The organism is Paraburkholderia azotifigens, from assembly GCF_007995085.1.
Lineage (GTDB): Bacteria > Pseudomonadota > Gammaproteobacteria > Burkholderiales > Burkholderiaceae > Paraburkholderia > Paraburkholderia azotifigens.
In genome coordinates this window covers 452,855-472,441 of sequence record NZ_VOQS01000003.1, presented here as the reverse complement: position 1 = coordinate 472,441, position 19,587 = coordinate 452,855, and the positions used below count along the sequence as shown (strand labels likewise).

Annotated in this window: 21 protein-coding genes; 12 read left to right on the top strand and 9 right to left on the bottom strand. The window is 63.5% G+C overall.

Going from position 1 to position 19,587, the window contains the following annotated elements; translation table 11 throughout:
* Positions 1 to 19 precede the first annotated feature (19 nt).
* The 5 genes from FRZ40_RS19315 (at position 20) to FRZ40_RS19295 (ending at position 3,800) form a co-directional block, all read left to right on the top strand.
* On the top strand, positions 20 to 682 hold the full coding sequence (locus FRZ40_RS19315; protein WP_147235216.1) for a response regulator transcription factor: 663 nt from the start codon (positions 20 to 22) through the stop codon (positions 680 to 682).
* Between the two features lie 140 nt (positions 683 to 822).
* Complete coding sequence (locus tag FRZ40_RS19310; protein ID WP_028367924.1) at positions 823 to 1,200, top strand: response regulator transcription factor; 378 nt, start codon at positions 823 to 825, stop codon at positions 1,198 to 1,200.
* A gap of 211 nt (positions 1,201 to 1,411) precedes the next feature.
* Positions 1,412 to 1,804, top strand: coding sequence for a BON domain-containing protein (locus FRZ40_RS19305; protein WP_147235214.1), 393 nt, complete (start codon positions 1,412 to 1,414; stop codon positions 1,802 to 1,804).
* A gap of 118 nt (positions 1,805 to 1,922) precedes the next feature.
* On the top strand, positions 1,923 to 2,360 hold the full coding sequence (locus tag FRZ40_RS19300) for a DUF3331 domain-containing protein (protein WP_147235212.1): 438 nt from the start codon (positions 1,923 to 1,925) through the stop codon (positions 2,358 to 2,360).
* Positions 2,361 to 2,399: 39 nt separating this feature from the next.
* On the top strand, positions 2,400 to 3,800 hold the full coding sequence (locus FRZ40_RS19295; RefSeq protein ID WP_147235211.1) for an amidase family protein: 1,401 nt from the start codon (positions 2,400 to 2,402) through the stop codon (positions 3,798 to 3,800).
* A gap of 52 nt (positions 3,801 to 3,852) precedes the next feature.
* Here the strand turns inward: FRZ40_RS19295 and FRZ40_RS19290 are convergent, their stop codons facing one another.
* Complete coding sequence (locus FRZ40_RS19290) at positions 3,853 to 4,302, bottom strand: universal stress protein (RefSeq protein ID WP_240057232.1); 450 nt, start codon at positions 4,300 to 4,302, stop codon at positions 3,853 to 3,855.
* Positions 4,303 to 4,438: 136 nt separating this feature from the next.
* Positions 4,439 to 4,846, bottom strand: a complete 408-nt coding sequence (locus FRZ40_RS19285; RefSeq protein ID WP_158647024.1) for an RNA polymerase sigma factor — start codon at positions 4,844 to 4,846, stop codon at positions 4,439 to 4,441.
* Between the two features lie 574 nt (positions 4,847 to 5,420).
* Here FRZ40_RS19285 and FRZ40_RS19280 point away from each other — a divergent pair.
* The 5 genes from FRZ40_RS19280 (at position 5,421) to ilvD (ending at position 10,245) form a co-directional block, all read left to right on the top strand.
* Positions 5,421 to 5,798: a helix-turn-helix domain-containing protein gene (locus tag FRZ40_RS19280; RefSeq protein WP_240057231.1), complete on the top strand. Its 378-nt coding sequence runs from the start codon at positions 5,421 to 5,423 to the stop codon at positions 5,796 to 5,798.
* Between the two features lie 22 nt (positions 5,799 to 5,820).
* Positions 5,821 to 6,276 (top strand): cupin domain-containing protein, encoded by a 456-nt coding sequence (locus FRZ40_RS19275; protein WP_147235207.1) that lies wholly within the window; start codon positions 5,821 to 5,823, stop codon positions 6,274 to 6,276.
* A 223-nt stretch (positions 6,277 to 6,499) separates the two neighbouring features.
* Entirely contained in the window at positions 6,500 to 7,525 is a 1,026-nt protein-coding gene (locus FRZ40_RS19270) for an alpha/beta fold hydrolase (RefSeq protein ID WP_147235205.1), read from the top strand.
* A 22-nt stretch (positions 7,526 to 7,547) separates the two neighbouring features.
* Complete coding sequence (locus FRZ40_RS19265; RefSeq protein ID WP_147235203.1) at positions 7,548 to 8,132, top strand: cytochrome P460 family protein; 585 nt, start codon at positions 7,548 to 7,550, stop codon at positions 8,130 to 8,132.
* A gap of 253 nt (positions 8,133 to 8,385) precedes the next feature.
* A complete protein-coding gene (ilvD, locus tag FRZ40_RS19260; RefSeq protein ID WP_028367934.1) occupies positions 8,386 to 10,245 on the top strand; it encodes a dihydroxy-acid dehydratase in 1,860 nt (619 codons plus the stop codon).
* 96 nt (positions 10,246 to 10,341) lie between these two features.
* Here ilvD and FRZ40_RS19255 read toward each other — a convergent pair whose 3' ends face one another.
* On the bottom strand, positions 10,342 to 11,445 hold the full coding sequence (locus tag FRZ40_RS19255; protein ID WP_167528680.1) for a TIGR03118 family protein: 1,104 nt from the start codon (positions 11,443 to 11,445) through the stop codon (positions 10,342 to 10,344).
* 337 nt (positions 11,446 to 11,782) lie between these two features.
* Here FRZ40_RS19255 and FRZ40_RS19250 point away from each other — a divergent pair, with 337 nt between their 5' ends.
* Positions 11,783 to 13,078 (top strand): phthiocerol/phthiodiolone dimycocerosyl transferase family protein, encoded by a 1,296-nt coding sequence (locus tag FRZ40_RS19250; RefSeq protein WP_147235201.1) that lies wholly within the window; start codon positions 11,783 to 11,785, stop codon positions 13,076 to 13,078.
* Positions 13,079 to 13,118: 40 nt separating this feature from the next.
* On the opposite strand, the gene FRZ40_RS19245 is transcribed toward FRZ40_RS19250, so the two are convergent.
* The 3 genes from FRZ40_RS19245 to FRZ40_RS19235 all read right to left on the bottom strand — a co-directional run bounded on the left by FRZ40_RS19245 (position 13,119) and on the right by FRZ40_RS19235 (position 15,498).
* Complete coding sequence (locus tag FRZ40_RS19245; RefSeq protein WP_028367937.1) at positions 13,119 to 13,523, bottom strand: hypothetical protein; 405 nt, start codon at positions 13,521 to 13,523, stop codon at positions 13,119 to 13,121.
* A gap of 82 nt (positions 13,524 to 13,605) precedes the next feature.
* Positions 13,606 to 14,589 carry a sulfonate ABC transporter substrate-binding protein gene (locus FRZ40_RS19240; protein ID WP_147235199.1) on the bottom strand — a complete coding sequence of 328 codons (984 nt, stop codon included), beginning with the start codon at positions 14,587 to 14,589 and terminating at the stop codon, positions 13,606 to 13,608.
* 81 nt (positions 14,590 to 14,670) lie between these two features.
* Complete coding sequence (locus FRZ40_RS19235) at positions 14,671 to 15,498, bottom strand: MetQ/NlpA family lipoprotein (protein WP_147235197.1); 828 nt, start codon at positions 15,496 to 15,498, stop codon at positions 14,671 to 14,673.
* Positions 15,499 to 15,936: 438 nt separating this feature from the next.
* Between FRZ40_RS19235 and FRZ40_RS19230 the strand changes: the two genes are divergently transcribed.
* Complete coding sequence (locus FRZ40_RS19230) at positions 15,937 to 16,182, top strand: hypothetical protein (RefSeq protein ID WP_028367940.1); 246 nt, start codon at positions 15,937 to 15,939, stop codon at positions 16,180 to 16,182.
* A gap of 33 nt (positions 16,183 to 16,215) precedes the next feature.
* Here FRZ40_RS19230 and FRZ40_RS19225 read toward each other — a convergent pair whose 3' ends face one another.
* From FRZ40_RS19225 to FRZ40_RS19215, 3 genes are all read right to left on the bottom strand, one after another.
* Positions 16,216 to 16,971 carry a COG4705 family protein gene (locus FRZ40_RS19225; protein WP_147235195.1) on the bottom strand — a complete coding sequence of 252 codons (756 nt, stop codon included), beginning with the start codon at positions 16,969 to 16,971 and terminating at the stop codon, positions 16,216 to 16,218.
* Between the two features lie 161 nt (positions 16,972 to 17,132).
* The gene (locus tag FRZ40_RS19220) at positions 17,133 to 18,392 is read right to left on the bottom strand and encodes an ATP-binding protein (RefSeq protein ID WP_240057230.1); all 1,260 of its coding nucleotides are present in this window, start codon (positions 18,390 to 18,392) and stop codon (positions 17,133 to 17,135) included.
* Positions 18,393 to 18,571: 179 nt separating this feature from the next.
* A complete protein-coding gene (locus FRZ40_RS19215; RefSeq protein WP_028367943.1) occupies positions 18,572 to 19,483 on the bottom strand; it encodes a LysR family transcriptional regulator in 912 nt (303 codons plus the stop codon).
* Between the last annotated feature and the right edge of the window lie 104 nt (positions 19,484 to 19,587).

The window sequence follows — 19,587 nt, the reverse complement described above, 5'->3', positions numbered from 1 at the left end:
GAAATCATCAACAGCAACGATGTCCAAATCCACGCCTTTCCAGACAGCTTCCTCTGAATCCGATGCCCGCCTCGTGTATGTCGTCGACGACGATGAACTCGTACGTGGCGCGCTTTCGGGGCTGCTGCGCTCGATCGGTATCGATGTGCGCACGTTCGCGTCGACGGAAGATTTTCTCGCCGCCGACAAGCCCGTCATTCCATCCTGCCTCGTGCTCGACGTGCGGCTGCGCGGTCAGAGCGGACTCGCGCTGCAGCAGACGCTGATCGAAGACGGACGGCTGCATATGCCCATCATCTTCATGACGGGCTATGGCGACATTGCGATGTCGGTGAAGGCGATGAAGGCGGGTGCGATGGATTTTCTCGCCAAGCCGTTCCGCGATCAGGACATGATCGACGCCGTGATCGCCGCGCTTGAGCGCGACGCGCGGCGTCTCGCATCGGATCGCTCGCTGCATGCGATGCGCACGGCCTGGGAGTCGCTCACGCCGCGCGAACGCGAGGTGCTGCAGCATGTGGCAACGGGGCTGTTGAACAAGCAGATCGCCGCGAATATGGGCATCGCGGAGATCACCGCGAAGATCCATCGCGGCCAGGCAATGCGCAAGATGGGCGCACGTTCGGTCGCCGAACTGATGCGCAAAATGGAAGCGCTCGGGATCGCGCACGCGCCGCGCTAACGGTGCGCTTTTCTCGCAGAACGAAGACGCGGCCTATACGATCATATGATGGCGGCGCGGCACTTCGCGCTCTATCGTGAAGCTGCCGGGCAAGCTTGGGATCCGCTCATTCGCTTGCCTTGTCATCAGCGAGAGTGTCCTTGTCCCTGCACAATAACGAGCTAGTGTCCATCGTCGACGACGATCCCCTCGTGCGCGCCGCGACCAGCAGTCTGGTGCGTTCGTTCGGATGGGACGCGCGGGTCTTTGCATCCGCTGCGGAATTTCTCGCTTCGGATGCGCTCGAACGAACGCGTTGTCTTGTCTGCGACGTGCAAATGCCCGACACGGATGGCATTGCACTGCTGGGTACGCTTGGGCGCCAGGGTATCCGCATTCCCACTATCTTCATCACTGCGTTCGCCACGGCTCGCATTCGCGAGCGCGTGCCGGCGGGCGCGGCGCTATGCCTGATCGAAAAACCTGTCGATGCAGCGGAGCTCGAAGCCTGGATCCGCCGCGCGCTGGACCATCGCTGACGTCAGTTTCCGGCGGCGTTAGCATCGCCTGTGATTGCGCGTGCTGAATGAGCGCAATGAGCGAACGCCGCAATGCAACCGTAAGCCCGATACATTTGGATACGTCGAGGAAACACAGACGATACATTGCGCGTTTCTAATCCTTGGCAGGCGTCGGAGTCAGAGCATCTGACGGCCTGCAGCCCAGTTTTCAAACGACAAGGACAAGACAATGAAACTCCGCCAGTTCCTGATGAGCAGCAGCCTCACCGCAGCCGTCGCATTCTCGTGCGCACCTGTTTTCGCTGCGGATGCCGCAGCATCGGCAACGGACGCAGCGGCCACGACGACCAGATCGGCCACGCAGTCCGGCGCGTCGAAGAAGCAGATTCGCGCTGCCAACCGCGCGTTCTCCAAGACCGTTCAAAAGACGATCTTGAAGACGAAGGGTCTCGAAGACACGTCGATCACCGCGTTCGGCAACGCGAAGACGGGCGCCGTCACGCTCGCCGGCCAGATCACGAGCGAAGACCAGGACCGTCTCGCCGTCGAAACGGCGAGGCAGGTGCACGGCGTCACGTCCGTCACGAGCAAGCTGACGCTGCGCCAGCAAGGCGGCGGCTGATCGCTGCACGAGCTGCAGGCTGGCGTCCTTGTGCGTACATCAGCGCGCGAGGCCGCCAGCCGGACAACCATGTGTTCACGTTCACGATATGGCCGCGACAGTGACGGGAGATGAGTCGATGAACGCGCTATCCGACGACAACATCGTGCTGCGCACGCTGCTGAATGTGCTCGATCCATCGGCAGAGCAGCGCAATGCGTGTACGAAAAACCGCTACGCGGCGCTGAAGAAACTGCGCGTCACGATACCGTCGCCTGTTCCCGCCGACCGTTTCGCGCAAGTGGCGAAGCCCGCGCATATCGTGGTGCAGGAGCGGCTCTCGTCGTGCACGATCAGCGTATCGTGGAGCGACCCATGTACCGGGCGATACACCGAACAGATCTGGCGCAGCGGCCTCGCGCGCGATGCCGCCGTGTGCGTGCTGACGGGACGCGCGATCAGCCGTGGCGACCTTGTGTTCCGTCCGCGCGCGCACGACTTCCATGTGCCGTCCAACCAGCATCAGATGATCCTCGCCGCGACCGTCGACCAGCACGCCGATGTGCACGTCGCGTGAGCGGCATCATTGACAGTCCGAATTATTATCGAGGACAACATGAGCGAACTTTGGCGTTTGTCCGCGGCTGAACTTGCGAGGCGTGTCCGATCACGCGAAGTCTCCGCGCGCGAGGCGGCGCAGTCCGCGCTCGCGCGTCTCGGCGCGGTGAATCCCGTCATCAACGCCGTCGTCGCGCACAAGCCGGAGTGGGTGCTTCAGCAGGCGGACGACGTGGACCGCGCGATTGCGCGCGGCGAAGATCCGGGGCCGCTTGCGGGCGTGCCCGTCACCGTGAAAATCAACACGGACCAGGCCGGCTTCGCGACCACGAACGGCACACGCTTGCAGGAAAACCTGATCGCGCAAGCGAGCAGTCCCGCCGTCGACAATCTGTCGAAAGCGGGCGCCGTGCTGCTTGGGCGCAGCAATTCGCCGACCTTTGCGTTGCGCTGGTTCACGTCGAATCAGGTGCATGGCCGCACGCTCAATCCGCGCGACGCGTCGCTGACGCCGGGCGGATCGTCGGGCGGCGCGGCAGCGGCCGTGGCGGCGGGCATCGGGCAGCTTGCGCTCGGCACGGATATCGGCGGCTCGATTCGCTATCCCGCCTACGCGTGCGGCGTGCATGGACTCAGGCCGAGCTTCGGACGCGTGCCCGCTTTCAATGCGTCGTCGCCCGAACGTCCGGTCGGCGCGCAGCTGATGTCCGCGACGGGACCGATCGGGCGCACGATCGACGATCTGCGCCTCGGTCTCCTCGCGATGGCCGCGCCCGATCTGCGCGATCCGTGGTATGTGCCGATGCCGTTCGAAGGGCGCGCTGTGCCGTTGCGCGCGGCGCTGTGTCTGCGTCCGGGCGGCATGCGGATCGCGAAGGAAGTGGAAGACGCGCTGCACGATGCGGCGCGGCGGCTCGTCGACGCAGGCTGGAGCGTCGAGGAAATCGACGACGTGCCTTCGCTGCAGGAGGCGGGGCAATTGCAGGAGCGTCTATGGCTCGGCGACGGCTTCGACGCGCTCGCCGACAATGTCGCGCGTGACGGCGATCCGGGCGCGGCTGCCGTCGTTGCGGCGGCGCGTCTGAAGGTGAAGGGCCTGCCCGCCGATGTGATCAGCCGGTCGCTGGTGCGGCGTACCACGCTGGTGCGTCAGTGGCGCCTGTTTCTCGATCAGTACGCCGTCGTGCTGATGCCCGTGTCCGGCGAACTGCCGTTCCCCGACGACCTCGATCAGCGCGGTCCGGAAGGTTTCGACCGCGTGTGGGATGCGCAGCTCACGATGCGAGCGTTGCCCGCGATGGGTTTGCCGGGACTCGCCGTGACGACGCAGTTGATACATGGCGTTCCTGTCGGCGTGCAGATCGTCGCCGCGCATTTCCGCGAGGATCTGTGCCTGCTCGCGGGCGAAGCGATCGAGGCGCGCGGCGTGCCCGTTTCGCCCGTCGATCCCATCGTCTGAGTCTGCGGGTCGAACCTGGCTGGCGGCTTGCTTCGCCGCCAGGCGCCGAGCGCTATACGAGCGGCGGCGTCACCGTCACGATTGTCGAGCCGCGCAGGCGCTCGGCGAGATCGAGATGAACGGGGCGCTCGCCCCACCAGCGCGCCAATCCCTTCTGCACGCGATGGCCGATCACCACGATATCGGCGTGAAAGGCCGCCACATGCAGTGAAATCACATCGGCGGGACGTCCGTACTTGAGATGGCCGTACGCGCTGATCCCCGCGTTCGCCAGATGCCCGACAGCGGCGTCGAGCGCGTGACGCGCGTGTTCTTCCATGCGGCTGCATGCGAGATCGGACAGCATGCCCGCACAGGTCGCATTCGCCGTGACGGAATCGACGATTGAGACGACGTCGACGTGCGCCGACAACGCAAGAGAGAGTTGCGAGCAGCGGTTCAACGCGGCTTGCGCTTCGGCACTCTCGTCGTACACGAGCAGCATTCTCGAGAAGGATGACATGTTCTATCTGGACCATAACGGAACACGCGCATCGTCGTATTCCCGTTGAAAAGAGAGGATCGGGCAGCGCATTCGCGTAGCGAGATCCGCTGCGAAATGTCGGTTGCCTGATTCGACAACACTTCGCTATACGGATCTATTCCGCGCGCATGTGTCCGTGTATCGAGAACTGTCGCGCGGCGCACGATGCGCCGATACGCTTGCGTGCCGTGCACAGACGGTTCCTGACCACGGACACGTCGACGCCGGGCACTTCGGCGGCCTGTTCGTAATCGAGACCTTCGACATTGACCAGCAGCAATGCGATGCGCTGGGTCAGCGTGAGCTGTTCGATCGCACTGATGGCGTGTCCGATGACTTCATCCGTTCGCGCTGTCGAACGGGTGTTCGCGCCGCTTCGCATGATGCTCGCGGCCGCGTGCACGCAATGGCGCTGCATGCGGCCCCGCAAATCGTCGCGCCAGATCGAATAGACAATCGAGAACATCCGGTTCAGCGGCGAAGCATCGTGCGCAAATGCTGTTTCGTTTTCGAGTGCGCGCATGCAAGCGCGCTGAACCCGTTCTTCCGCTTTGCACTCGTTCTCCGTTAGCCGTAATGCAAACGGCCAGAGCCGCGGAAGTATTGCTGGAAGAACGAGCGGGAGATCGATACACTGCATCGCAAATCGTGAAGCTGAAGAGAAAACGTCCCCGTTGCCTGGGTAGCTGAAGGAACCTCTTACTGTATCGCTTCAATTTGCCGAAAGCCTTGTCCATGCGGCGCATCTGTCTTGTCTGTAACGCTCATTCGCACGCCCGATCCTCGTCGTTGCTTGTGCAAAGTACCCGGCGACAACGCTTTGAAACGATTTGTTTCCCGTGCGGCGCCAGATACATTCGGACATATTCCAGCGCGCCGAATGCGCTATAAAAGGGCGTTTTCATAAAGCGCGTTTTAGACAAGCGTCAAACCGCCCCGGACAATTCCTCCAGGCATGCAGCCCATTCTCCATCGGTATAGGAGCGCTCGCGAACGTTCGACGACAGTGCAGTGGAGTAATCGGTCATAGTGATTCCGCCAGAAAGTCTCTACAGAGAAAGAGTTGTGATCTTTCAGTGTAGTGACCCGGCTATTCGATGATCGATCCCGGCGCGCGCTCGACACGGCGTTGTCCCGAAGCGTTGATTCACCAGGCGAAGCGTTACATCGAATCGCATCTCGGCGATACGGCGCTCGACGTCGCCGGCATCGCAGCGGGCGTACACGTGTCGCCGCAACATTTGCAGCGCCTGTTTCGCACGAAGGGCATTTCGCTGATGCGTTACGTGTGGCAGGCGCGGCTCGAGCGGGCGCGGCTCCTGTTGCGCGCGCTCGAGCCGCGCAACAGTTCGATACAGGAGATCGGCTGGCAATGCGGTTTCACCACCGCCGCGCATTTCAGCCGTCTTTTCAAGCAGCAATACGGCGTGTCACCATCGGACTTCCGCTGTGCGGGTGTCCTGGTTCAGCCATAGTCAGTCACAAGGAAAACCATCGATGGTCAGAACACTATTCGCCGCAGCGATCTTGACGGGCGCGATGGCATCGACGGGCTTGCATGCGCAAACGATCCAACCCGTCAAGGTGTCGAAAGCCGATCTGGCGGGCGCGATATTCAAGCGCAAAGATGCCGTCACGAAGGACGAACACGGCAATCGAAGCACGGACGCCGTGACCTACACATCGCCCGATAACGCGTATCAGACGGGCGTCTACAAGTCGGGCCCGCTGCACGAAGAGATCAAGGGCCCGCAAGGACTGCCGTATACCGAGTTTCTTTATTTTCTGTCGGGCAGCGTGAAGCTGACGTCGTCGGACGGCTCGGTGATGGTCGTGAATACGGGCGAAGGCGTCACGCTTCCAAAAGGCTGGACGGGACAGTTCGATACCAGCGGCTATACGAAGCTCTACGTCACCTACGATTCCGACGAAGCGAACAAGGCCAGACCGTAGCGCGAACGTTCGCACCGGTTGAGTTCCTGCTAGAGGGCCGCGCTTTCGCGGCCCTTTTTGTATCCCAATGTATCTGCGCCGCCACCTGATACATACCGACTCAATAGCGGACATTGCGGACACAACGCAGATACGTCCGCAGTGTTTAATACATCCCTGTCAGCCGATTGCGTCTCCCGCAAGAGCACGCAGACTCAAGCAACCGTACCTAAGGAAACTCACCATGTCGGAACAGATCAACACTCGGCGCCGTCGTCTGATGGGAACGACCGTTGCGGGCATCGGCCTGCTGGAGCTGGGCCTGAGCGGGCTCGCCCAGGCGCAAACCTCGAAGACGGGTTCGAGCGTCGGCTCGTACGCGCAGATCAGGCAGATCAACGCGGGCACGCTGAACATCGGCTACGCGGAAGCAGGTCCGCAGAACGGCCCGGTGGTGATTCTGGTGCACGGCTGGCCGTACGACATCTACAGCTATGCCGAAGTGACGCCGCTGCTGGTCGCGGCGGGTTATCGCGTGATCGTGCCGTATCTGCGTGGCTACGGCAGCACGCGCTTTCTTTCGTCGGATACGCCGCGCAATGGCCAGCAGGCCGCGATCGCCGTCGACATCATCGCGCTGATGGACGCGCTGAAGATCGACAAGGCGATTCTGGGCGGCTTCGATTGGGGCGCGCGCACCGTCAACATCATTGCCGCGCTGTGGCCGGAACGCTGCAAGGCAATGGTGTCGGTGAGCGGCTATCTGATCGGCAGTCAGCAGGCGAACCGCGCGCCGCTGCCGCCGAAAGCGGAATTCGCGTGGTGGTATCAGTTCTACTTCGCAACCGAGCGCGGCTATGCCGGTTACGATGCGAACCGCCATGACTTCAACAAGCTGATCTGGCAACTCGCGTCGCCGAAGTGGAATTTCTCCGATGCCACCTTCGACCGCACGGCCGAATCGTTCAGTAACCCGGACCACGTCGCCGTCGTGATCGACAACTATCGCTGGCGTCTCGGCCTGTCGCGCGGCGAGGCGAAGTACGACGACATCGAGAAGCGTCTCGCAACCGCACCGACCATCGCTGTGCCGACCATCACGATGGAAGGCGACGCGAACGGTGCGCCGCATCCGCAGCCGGAAGCGTACGCGAAGAAGTTCACGGGCAAGTACGCGCACCGGAACATCGGCGGCGGTATCGGTCACAACCTGCCGCAAGAGGCGCCGAAGGCATTCGCCGACGCCATCATCGACGTCGCGCGTTTCTGACGGGCGAGCGAGGAGCCATCCAATGCGACCTATCCGGACCGCGTATATCGTCCTCAGCGCGGCGCTGCTCGTCGGCGCCGTATCGGCGGATCAGGCGATCGCCGAGTCCGCCAAACCCGCGCAATCTGCGCAAGCGGCTAACGGGGCTAACGGGGCTAACGGGGCAAAAGGGGCTAAAGGGGCTAAAGTCGCGGCGTCGCCGATCTACGGCGTCACCATTCCCGAGGGCTATCGCAAGTGGCAGGTGATCGCGCCCGCCGAAGAGGGCGCGCCGCTCGATGAACTGCGCGTCGTGCTCGGCAACCCCGCTGCCGTGAAGGCGATCGAAAACTCGACACTGCCGTATCCGGATGGGGCGATGTTCGTGAAGCTCGCGTACAAGCGCAAGCAGTCGCCGGATTTCGAATCGGCGACTGTGCCGGGGCAGCCGACCACGGTGCAGGTGATGGTGAAGGATTCGCGCCGCTATGCGTCGTCGGGCGGGTGGGGTTACGGGCGCTTCATCAACGGACAGCCCGCCGATCTCGCGCAGCACCAGACCTGCTTCGCGTGCCACGCGGCGCGCGTGAAGGACCGCGATTACGTCTTCACGCATTACGCGCCTTGATTACGCACCTTGATTACGCACCTTGATTGCGCACCTTGATTACGCGCCGAAAGCGCACACGCGTGTGGCGGAGGTGAAGGGCGGTCGGCCACGAGCCGGCCGCCCTTATGCGTTTACAACACACCGAAAGGCTGTGTGGGATAATCGCCGGGTTTGCCCAGGGCGCGACTCACGAGGTTGTTCGCACGGGCGCACGAGGGGCCTTTATTCGCGTGGCCCGCTTTCTCTCTGCGATAACTCTCCCACAACCACGATGCCCGCATACCGTTCCAAAACCTCCACCGCCGGCCGCAACATGGCTGGGGCGCGCTCGCTGTGGCGCGCTACCGGCATGAAAGACGAAGACTTTTCCAAGCCGATTATCGCGGTCGTCAACTCGTTCACCCAGTTCGTGCCGGGTCACGTGCACCTGAAAGACCTCGGCCAGCTCGTCGCGCGCGAAATCGAAGCGGCGGGCGGCGTCGCGAAGGAATTCAACACCATCGCCGTCGACGACGGCATCGCGATGGGCCACGACGGCATGCTGTACTCGCTGCCGAGCCGGGACATCATCGCGGACTCCGTCGAGTACATGGTCAACGCGCACTGCGCCGACGCGATGGTGTGCATCTCGAACTGCGACAAGATCACCCCCGGCATGCTGATGGCCGCGATGCGCCTGAACATTCCCGTGATCTTCGTGTCGGGCGGCCCGATGGAAGCGGGCAAGACGCGCCTCGCGAATCCGAAGACGGGCACGATCGAGTTCAAGAAGCTCGACCTCGTTGACGCGATGGTGATCGCCGCCGACCAGTCCTACTCCGACGCCGACGTGGCCGAAGTGGAGCGCTCCGCGTGCCCGACCTGCGGCTCGTGCTCGGGCATGTTCACGGCCAACTCGATGAACTGCCTGACGGAAGCGCTCGGCCTGTCGCTGCCCGGTAACGGCACGGTGGTCGCGACGCACGCGGACCGCGAGCAGCTCTTCAAGCGCGCGGGCAGCCGCATTGTCGAACTGGCGCGCGAGTACTACGAGAAGGAAGACGAGCGCGTGCTGCCGCGCTCGGTGGGCTTCAAGGCGTTCGAAAACGCGATGACGCTCGATATCGCAATGGGCGGTTCGACCAACACCATCCTGCATCTGCTGGCCATCGCGCAGGAAGCGGGCATCGACTTCTCGATGACGGACATCGACCGTCTGTCGCGCAGCGTGCCGCAGCTGTGCAAGGTGGCGCCGAACACGAACAAGTACCACATCGAAGACGTGCATCGCGCGGGCGGCATCATGGCCATCCTCGGCGAACTGGAGCGCGCGGGCAAGCTGCATACGGACGTGCCGACGGTGCACGCGCCCACGCTGAAGGACGCGCTGAATCAGTGGGACATCGTGCTGACCGACGACCAGGCCGTGAAGACCTTCTACATGGCGGGCCCGGCAGGCATTCCGACGCAGGTCGCGTTCAGCCAGAACACGCGCTGGCCGAGCCTCGATCTCGACCGCGCCGAGGGCTGCATCCGTTCGTACGAGCACGCGTTCTCGAAGGAAGGCGGCCTCGCGGTGCTGACGGGCAACATCGCGCGCGACGGCTGCGTGGTGAAGACGGCGGGCGTCGACGAAAGCATTCTGGTGTTCGAAGGCTCGGCGCATGTGACGGAGTCGCAGGATGAAGCTGTCGAGAACATCCTCAACGACAAGGTCAAGGCCGGCGACATCGTGATCGTCCGCTACGAAGGTCCGAAGGGCGGCCCGGGCATGCAGGAAATGCTCTATCCGACGAGCTACATCAAGTCGAAAGGTCTCGGCAAGGCGTGCGCGCTATTGACGGACGGCCGTTTCTCGGGCGGCACGTCGGGCCTGTCGATCGGTCACTGCTCGCCCGAAGCAGCGGCGGGCGGCGCGATCGGCCTCGTGCGCGACGGCGACAGGATCCGCATCGACATTCCGAACCGCACGATCGACGTGCTGCTGTCCGATGACGAACTGGCGCGCCGCCGCGAAGAGCAGAACGCGAAGGGCTGGAAGCCGGCGAAGCCGCGTCCCCGCAAGGTGTCGGCGGCACTGAAGGCGTATGCGAAGCTCGTCATGTCGGCGGACAAGGGCGCGGTGCGCGACCTGTCGCTGCTCGACGACTGATACGCGAGCGGGCGTCGAGCCTGCTCGTGTTGTGAAGGCCGCTCGTTCGAGCGGCCTTTTTTATTGCCTTTTTTGCAGCGTGGTCTCACGCAGCACTCAGTTCGCCGACGCGTCGATACGGCCGAAGATGCCCGTCGTTTTGCTCGGACCTGCCGCATAGAACAGCGTGTTCTTCGGCTGATTGTCGACGTCGTTACCGAAGCTGATGCCCCACAAGCCGCGCTGCGTGAACGGCTGGCCGTCGTGCAGCGTGAGCTTGCCGAGATCCTTCGCGGTGTTCGGATCGAAGGCTTCGATCGTGCCGTCGCCGAAATTGCCGACCAGCAAGTCATTGCTCAAAGGACCGAAGTTCGCGGGCGCCTGCGCGATGCCCCACGGCGCATTCAGCACGCCGCCCGCATTCACGAACTGCCTGACGAAGTGGCCGCTCAGATCGAATTCGTCGAGCACGCCGAGTCCGGCGCCGACCACCTGCGCATTGGCCGTCGCGTTCTGCTTCGCGTACGTGACGAAAATATTGCTGCCGATCACCTGAATGCCGAACGGCGCGAAGCCGGCCGGCAGAGTCGGATCCTTGAACTGGCCGTCGAGCTGGATCTTCTGGAACGAGGCGTTGAACACGTCGACCTTGCCGTTGTGGAAATCGGCCGCGTACAGCAGGTTCTGGCCGTTCAGGGACGCAGTCGTCAGGCCTTTGTAGTTTGCGCCGCCGCTGGCGTCGTCGAACGCGGTGACGGCTTGCGTCGGCAGGACTTTGGGCGACCACGCGGCGATCGTTCCCGCATCCGTGGCCCAGACGAACACGGCGCTGCTGCTGTTGCCGCCGCTGCTGATGACGAAGTCCGACGTCGCGTTGAAGATGATGCCCGTCGGACCGGCAGGACCGTTCTGGCCGTCGGGAATCGTCACGACGAGCGATTGCACGACGCCATTGCCGTCGTAAAGCGTCGACTTGTGCGTCGTGTTGTCCGACACCCAGAAGGTGCCCTTCGGGTTGAAGGCGACGCCCCAGCCATTCTGCAGATTCGGATCGGTATGCGCGGCGGGCGTGCTGCCGTCCGACACGAGCGCCGTCGAGACGAAGGGGCTCGCGGGCGGCGCAGGCGGCGTGTCGTTGCTCCCGCCGCCACAGGCTGCGAGGCCGCTCGCCACGGCGCCGGCGAGTGCGATTGCAATCAGTGATCTGTACGTATTCATCATCAGCTTCCTCATTCGTTGTCACGCTGGTCAACAGGATGGCTAATCAATCGAACGGGTGTCTTCCTGTCGATCGGAATGGTCCATCTGCAACAGGACCTTCCTACAGAACAACTGTGATTGCCCGGCTATTCCAGCGAATTTTCGACAAAAAGAAATTGCTGAATCAGCTTCGCTTTGCGCGCCTCGACTTCGCGAAGTGCATGCGACGACGGGCGCAGCGTGCTACTGATTGCGTTCGCCGAACTCGTGCGGACGAAGATGCGCGTGTCGAAGGAATAAGCGGAACGTGCCGGGTGTTGTCCCATAGGCAACCGTCAATCAAACATGGAAGGACGTCATGAATTCCTTAGTTGAACCCGTCATGTCGCGCACCGCGCGTTCGTTGGGCGCAATGGAAAAGTTCTTTTTTCTGCTGAGCAAGAGTCATCCGAATCATTTCGTCATGGCAGGCGAAGTGTCGGGCTCGACGCGGGTCGATCAATGGCAGGACGCGCTCGATTGCGTCGCGCATCATTCGCCGCTCGTCTGGTCGCGCATCGAGCGCAGCCGCGACGGCGTGCCCGTGTTCGCGCCCGTGCCGCACGGCGTGGTTCCCTTGCAGGTGAAGCCGTATGGCTCGTCGAACTGGACGGATGAGGCCGCTGCGCAAGTCGCGCGACCGTTCGACGAGCTCAATCCGCCGTTGATGCGCGCCACGTTGCTGCATGGCGAAACGCGTTCGATCATCGTGCTGGTCGCGCATCATTCGATCGGCGACGGCTTGTCGCTGACAGCGCTGCTCGGCGATCTGTTGCGCACGATGGCGGGGCAGCCGCTCGAGCGCAGCCAGCAGACGATGGCCGTCGAGCGTCTGATCGAACTCACGCATGGTGTTCCGTCAGCCGATGCGAGTGCGCCTGCACCTGCACCTGCGTCGGCGGATGCGCCGGACGCGCCCGTGCGAGCGCCGCTGGCCATGCGCGAGCCGGATGGCTCGCCTGCGCATGTGGAAGCCTTGCGCCTGACGTCCGCGATGACACAAAAGCTGCGCGAACGCGCACGCGTCGAACGCACGTCGGTTCAGTCGGCGCTGGTCGCGGCATTTACGAAGGCGGTATGCGCGCTGACGTCCGATGCGCCGCGGCAGCCGATGCGCGTGCTGTCGCCCGTGGATTTGCGGCGTCGGCTGCTCGGAGGCAGCGATCATCTGGCGATGTGCGCGAGCGGCGTCGTGCATCCCGACGACCACTCGCGCGATGCCCGTCTATGGAGCCGGGCGCGTCTCGCAGCGCAGGCGTTCGCCGGCATCGAGTCGCCCGAGCGTCTTGCGGCACAGGTGCTGGGCGCGCACGCGATGCTGGATACGGTGAACGGCGTGGCGGATGCGAAAGCGGTGTTCGCTCAGGCATTCGGCAACGATGCCGTGATCACGAATCTGGGAGTCGTCGATCTGCCGACACGTTTCGGTGCGCTTGCGCTCGATGCCGTGTGGGGACCGTCGGTTGCGGTGGGTGTTGTCGGCGAGCAGGTGATCGGTGCGGCTACGTATCGCGACCGGCTGCATCTCGTGCATACGAGTTACTCGCCGATGCAAGGGCTGCTCGACCAGATGGTGCTGGAAATCGCTGCGGCGCTGAGCGATGTAAGCGAATGATGTGAGTGAATGATGTGAGCGAGGCGGCCGCCGCAGCGCATCAGTTGTCGCAGCGCACGTCCTTTTTCTGCACGACGATGATGGCAGGATAGGTCTGCCCGTGTTCGAGTTCGACGCGTGCGACGACGGCTATCGTCGCGCTGTCGATCTCGTCGTACACGCTCACTTTCTCGCTGCGGAGGTTGTCGACGCCCGTGCAGCCCTTTGCGCGTCCATCGTCGGATACCTGGCATTGGAGCGGATGATCGGCAACGTAGCGATAGCGGTCGCGGTCGGGCGTCGCGAGATACTCGCGCATGCTGTCGGCGGCGCCGCCCACGCCCGTCACATAGCCGATTGCGCAACTGAGGTTGTCGCCGTTGCCGGGCGTCGCCGCCATGGCAGCCGTGCTCGTAACCGCGAGCGCGGCCGCCGCAGCCAGTGTCGATGCAAGAAGGAATTTCATCGCGCGATGTGCCTGTGTACGATCGAAGTGCTGGATTGTAACGGCAACTCGCGAAACGGGTCCGGCTATGCGCGCCGCGCGGTCATGCAAGATCGGGCGGCGCGGCCTTCGACACGTCGATGTGTTTCGGAATCAGGCCGAGATCGAGGAAGGTATCGGCGATCTGCTGCTGCCCGGCAAGAATCGCGCGCGTGATCGGCTCGGTGCCGTACTGCTGGCGTGCCACGACCACATCGACGACAGGCTTCGGCGCGCCCCATAGCTGCGCCAGTTCGCTCGCAAGCTGATCCTTGTTCTGCTTGCCCCATTGATCGACCTTGTCGAGTTCTTCGATGAGGATGCGGATCACGTCGGGATTCTTCGCTGCATACGTCTGCGACGAAAAGTAGAACGCGCGATTGCCGACCACGCCGCTCGCATCGGCAATCACGCGTGCGCCCAGCGATTTCTCCGCGGCTGCGAAGAACGGGTCCCAGATCACCCAGGCATCGACCGACGACCGTTCGAAGGCCGCACGCGCATCGGCGGGTGCGAGGAACACCGGGTTCACGTCGCTGTATTGCAAGCCGTGCTGACGCAGCAGCTTCACCAGAAAGTAGTGGACGTTGCTGCCTTTGTTGAGCGCGATCCGCTTGCCCTTCAGATCCTTGACGCTGCGTATCGCCGATTGCGGCGGCACGAGCACGGCCTCGGATTGCGGCCGCGTCACGGTGGCGGCCACATACACGAGCGGCGCACCCGCCGCCTGCGCGAAGATGGGCGGTGCTTCGCCGACGTCGCCGAAATCGATCGAGCCGACGTTCAGCGCTTCGAGTTGGACGGGGCCCGCTGCGAACTCCGTCCAGCTCACGGAGACATTCAGCGGAGCGAGCCGCTTTTCGAGCGTGCCGCGGCCTTTCAGCAGGTTCAGATAGCCCTTTTGATTGCCGATGCGCAACGTGCGCGCCGAACCTTGTGCAAACGCAACGGGCACGACGGCAGTCGATACGGCTGCGGCCGCGGCTGCGGCGCCCAGCGAACGTTTCAGGAAGGTGCGGCGGTCGTGAGACGTTTTGAAGTTCGGCATGGCAGACGGAAGTGAAGAAGAAGGAAAGGGCGCCCGCTTGCGAAACGGAGTGACAGGAAGCGAACGCCGCTCAGATTGCGCTCAGTGCTGCGGCGCGCCGTCCCATGCCGGCAGCGTGGCGCCGTGATAGACGGTCAGGATCGACGACGCGACGTTGGCCTGCTGGTAGCTGTCGACGAGTGTTTTCACCCACGGCGCCTTCGCATCTTTCGAGTTCACCGCGATGAAGTTGCGGTACGGATTGCCGGGCACCTTCTCCTGCGCGATGCGTTCCTGCGGAATCTGGATGCCTGCCTTGATCGCCCAGTCGGTGTTGACGACGGCCGCGTCCAGATCGCCGATTGCGCGGCCCACGATGCCCGCGTCGAGTTCCTTGATCTGGACGTGCTTCGGGTTGTCCGCAATGTCGCGCGCCGTCGGCAGCAGGCCGACGTCCGGGCGCAGCTTGATGAGCCCGTTGGCCTGCAACAGCAGCAATGCGCGGCCTTCGTTGCTCGGATCGTTCGGCACGCCGATCGTCGCGTTCTGCGGCAGCGCCGCGACCGATTTCACCTTGCGCGAGTAGAGGCCGATCGGTTGCACATAGGTGAAGCCGACGGGCACGATGTCATAGTGGCGCGCGGCGATCTGCGCGTCGAGATATGGCTTGTGCTGGAACGAATTCGCATCGAGATCGTGTTGTGCGAGCGCTTCGTTGGGTTGCGTGTAGTCGGAGAACGTCGTGATCTTGACGGTGATGCCGTGCTTCGCCGCATTGGCCGCGACGGCGCGCCACACGTCCTCGTCTTCGCCGGACATGATGCCGACGCGCACCGTCTTGTCAGCGGAGAGCGCCGGTTGCGCGCTCACGATGCCGAAGGTCAGCAGAACGGAGAGAAAGGCGGCCTTGAGTGTTCTGGTTGTTTTCATGGTTCGGAAAGTCAACGGGTAAAGGTGTCGGGATCGTAGAGAGGCGCCCGTGGCCGCGCAAATAATATCGAGCGCTATCGTTATGCCGTTTGTGCGCAAGCCGTGGGGGCGCGTCGTTAAAGCGGGTTCCTCAATGCGGGGCTTGTGTCGTGCCGAAATAGCACAGAGCGAGGGCGGCGGCCGCCGTCGTCAGAAAGTCTCGCAGAATGCGTGAGCCGCGGCCGGGCGACGTGCGTACCCGTGTCCTTGAGAAGCTTGAGAAGCTTGCGAAGCGCCAAACCCGTGCCATCGATTGTCCTTATGGTCGCGTGTGATCCGGACTTCGAATGTAGCGAAGCCCGTCGCGCGTGCGAACCAATTAAAGATCACAATCAAAGCAGTTCTGGCGCTATTGCGGCGCGTGGCTATCTGTCAACCGTGACGACGGGAGAACGTGTGATGCCGTCAGGATTCGGGTATGTTGCCGCCGCGCTGGTCGCGACGCTGGGCGTTGGGTTGTCGCAAGCGGTAGCGAACGACGCGAAGCAGGACGCCGCGGCAAGCGAACCCAAAACGCTCAAGGAACGCCTGGGCGACAAGGCAAGCGACGACCAGCGCGTCGACAATTGCAAGGTGCCCGTCGCCGAACGGGGCAGCAAGGTGCGCCCGGACGATTGCTCGCACGGGCATGCTGCCGGCAACTAGTTCGCCGCCTGGAATGTGGCGGGCGACGGCCCGCTAGTGCGAAACCTTCGCCGGCCGCTGCCGGAACAGCGCGCCGCACACCACGATGAACGCGACGAGCGCAATCGATGCGCCATAGCGGCTCATTGCGAGGCCGCCGTTTGCGATCGGCTTGTCGAGGAAATCGCCGACCACGGCGCCAAGCGGGCGCGTCAGGATGAACGCCGCCCAGAACAGCAGCGTGCGCGGCAGTTGCGTCGCGTAGTACGCGATGACGAGCGCGAGCAGCAGACCGCCGAAGATCAGCGCCGCGCCTGCATAACCGAGACCGGCCGTGTCGGACGTCCAGTCGCCGAGCGCGGTGCCGAGCGTCTGCGAAAACATGATCGTCACCCAGTAGAACATCTCGGGTTTCGCGGACGATACGGTGGTCACGGACACGGAGCCCATCGTCCGATACCAGACGAATAACGACGTGAACAGCAGGAACAGCAACAGTGCGCTGCCGCCCGCATAGCCGATGCCGAGCGAGCGGTCGGCGAAATCGGCGAGTGTCGTGCCGACTGTCGTCGTCGCGATGATCGTGACCCAGTAGAGGATGGGATTGAAGCGGTCGGCGCGGATCTGCGCGATCACGGCGGCGACAAAAATGACGGCGAAAATGAGGGTGCTGATCAGATAGCCCAGATTCATCGACATCGAAGCGGCATCGCCGCCCGTTTCGCCGAGCGTGGTGGCGGCGATCTTGATGATCCAGAAGGCGAGCGTGACTTCGGGTACCTTGGTGAGGGCCTGGTTCGCTTTATCCATGACGTGTGCGCGCAAGTGAGTGGAGGGCGCCGCGTCGACTGCATGGAGCAGTCATGCGGCACAAAGCGCACAGAGTAGCGGCCGTCGCCTTAAGAGCGCCTTACATCGGATCGGCGCGTATTGCTCATTCCCGGTGCATCAATTCTGCGAATGAGAGCCTGTCAATGCGAAGCCGTCCTCTGCATCGGCACGATCACGCGCACCCATAGTCCGCCGTCGGGGTGATTGCCGAGCTTGAGTTTCGCGCCGCAATGCTGCGCGAGCCGGCTGACGATCGACAGCCCGAGTCCCCAATGTTCGCCGCGTTCGCTTTGGTTTTCGCTGTGCGGCTCATTCGATGTGAGCCGCATGAACGGCTGCATCGCCACGTCGAGGTCGTGTTCGCTGATGCCGTTGCCGTGATCGCGCACGCTCAGCATCCAGGTGCGCACGCCGCGCAGCGTGCAGATTTCGACGGGCGGCGCGCCGTGCGCCAGCGCATTGCCGACCAGATTGCCGACGAGCCGTTCGAGCGCGTTGCGCGGCAGCGTGAAGTCGGCGCCCGCATTCAGCCGCAGCACGATCTTCGCGTCGTCGAGCGCGGCGCCGTGCACGAAGCGGTCGTGCAGCCACGCGTCGACGCCTGCGTGAGCGGCCTGCGTCTCGCTGCGTCCCACGACATCGACGAACTGACGCGCGACGTTCGAGAACAGATCGATGTCCTCGATGAAGCCCACACGCTTGTGCCATTGCGCGACGTTCAGCGCCCGCGCGCGCAATCGGTCGACGCGCGTATCGATCTGCCTCGCGAACGCCGCGAGCGCCGTCGACTGTTCGTCGAGCGCCTGGCTGTGGCGGCCCATCAGATCGTTCAGCGCCCGCGCGAGCAGACGTACGTCGCACACGCCGCGATCGGGCACGCGCAGCGCAGTGCCGCCTGCATCCGCGTTGCGCGCCATCTGCTCGAGTTCGCGCAGGTGACGCCGTATCTGGCAGAGCCAGTAGGCGGACAGCGCGATCAGGGCGGCCGGCAGCGACAGGATCAACGGCGCGAAGCGTGTGTCGTCGGCGAACGGGAAAGGCGTGTCGTCCCACATATCGGGCGACTCGCTCCCGGCGAACACGAGCGCATTCATCGGCATCGAAATCGACGCGGCAGGCAGCCAGACGGCTGTGCGCAGGCTCGGCGCGACGGGTGTGCCGAGATCGACGAGGCGCGGACGGATCGACACGGCGGGGCCGATGCCGTTCGTGTCGTCGTCGGCGGCGGGCGCGGCGTCGGCGCGCGTGGGGTAATGTGCAAAAGCGGCGCGCGGCTGCGTGGCGCCGGGAGGGGATTCGTCGGCGGTTAAAGAAACGGACTCGATCAGCCGATAACCGACATGCACGGCGAGCAACATGGCCACCGATAACAGCACCGTTCGTGCGAACAAGGTATTCACATCTTTCTCTACGTCGATGTTTCGCTCAGGTCTTCTCGCGAAGGTCTTCCCGGAACTGCACGCGTGCCTTCGGATTGAAGCGATGATCGCCGAAAGAGGTCAGACCCAATTCGCGGAACAGCCGTGAAAAGAGGCCATTCCTTACCAGATGTTGCCGACGCTGGCGCAGTGTCCGCGTGTTATGCGGCGTTCGGCGCGGCCATCTCCTGCATCAGCCGGATCACTTCGCCGCGCACCCAGCGGTTCGCCTGGTCCTGTTCGCCGCTGCGATGCCAGTACAGATGCCACTCGAGCTTCGCGAGCGGAAACGGCAGTTCGAGGATGCGCGCGTCGTAGCGTTGCAGCAGTTGCACGGGCGCGGTCAAGGCGAGATCAGTGCGCAGCGCGATCAGCGGCGCGACCATATAGTGCTGCACGCGCATCTGCAACTGCCGCCGTTTGCCAAGCTTGTGCAGTTCGGCATCGACGAGTCCGCTGCCCTGGCGGCGGCTCGACACCTGGATGTGACCGAGCGCGAGATAGTCGTCCATCGTCAGCGTGTCGCCCGCGAACGGATGATCGTGACGCAGCATGCACGCGTAACGGTCGCTGCCGAGCGGCATCTGATGCAACTGCGGATCGTCGATCAGCGGCACGTCGATCGCGAAGTCGATCTTGCCCGTCGCGAGCGCGGCCGCCACCTCGCTGCGCGGCGTGAAATAGCTTTCGATGCGCATGCCGGGCGCCTGCTGCTGCAGCACTTCGCCGAGCGCGGGCAACAGGATCGCCTCCGTCAGATCGGGCATGCTCAGGCGAAACGTGCGCTCCGACGCGGCGGGCACGAACACGTCGCCTTCCGTCGCGCTCGTCTCCAGCAGTTGCAGCGCCTCGCGCACGCGGCCGATGATGTTCTCCGACAGCGGCGTCGGCACCATGCCCGTCGGCGTGCTCACGAAGAGGGGATCGTCGAAGGCCTTGCGCATGCGCGCGAGCGCGTTGCTGACGGCGGGCTGCGTGATGAACAGCATTTCGGCCGCGCGCGTCAGGTTGCGCTTGTCGTAGATCGCTTCGAATACGACGAACAGGTTCAGATCGAGCTTCGGTGGGCGCATCGCACAGTCTCCTTACGCCCGACATCATAAGCGACGGCCTTGGCGGCAATGCGTCCTTTACCTGGCCTTCACTTGGCCTTTATTTGACCTTTATTTGCCCTTTA